Origin of the sequence: Mesorhizobium sp. M7A.F.Ca.US.005.03.1.1 (genome assembly GCF_003997975.1) — a bacterium.
In the GTDB taxonomy this organism is placed as follows: domain Bacteria; phylum Pseudomonadota; class Alphaproteobacteria; order Rhizobiales; family Rhizobiaceae; genus Mesorhizobium; species Mesorhizobium ciceri.
Genome location: NZ_RZRO01000231.1, coordinates 1 through 426 on the forward strand (window position 1 = coordinate 1; position 426 = coordinate 426).

General features: G+C 57.7%; 1 protein-coding gene. It reads right to left on the reverse strand.

What is annotated here, in order from left to right; translation table 11 throughout:
* Positions 1-69 precede the first annotated feature (69 nt).
* A partial coding sequence (locus EN990_RS35690; protein WP_164750338.1) for a hypothetical protein occupies positions 70-426 on the reverse strand: 357 nt, incomplete at its 5' end.

The window sequence follows — 426 nt, forward strand, 5'->3', positions numbered from 1 at the left end:
ATCTCTATAGCAACGTCAAGGAGAAGCGCGAGGTGTTGCAGATGTGGTCAAATCACATCGAATGGCTGATCAAGCAGGCTGCGGATGACGCTCTGGCGGCGTAGCTGCTGGCATGGGCGGAAGATGCGGCGCAACAATCGTCAGAGCCTCATCGAATTGGAGAGCATGCTTGACCAGCAAATGCGCGGCCAATGCTTCGATGGCCGACCAGTGATCGAGTACTAGCCGGGCCGTGCAATCTTCGATCCGCCCCCAATCGGGGCGGCGCGGCATCAGGAACCGCAACTCACCATAGATTCGCTTGGCATCCGCGTAGTCGCTGCTCCCCTCATTCCCATCGGACGCATTCATCGCCATATCGCGCGGGTCCAGATAGCCTTCGAATGCGGATTCTGCAAAAGGACCTGCCAGACACGCAACTATCTC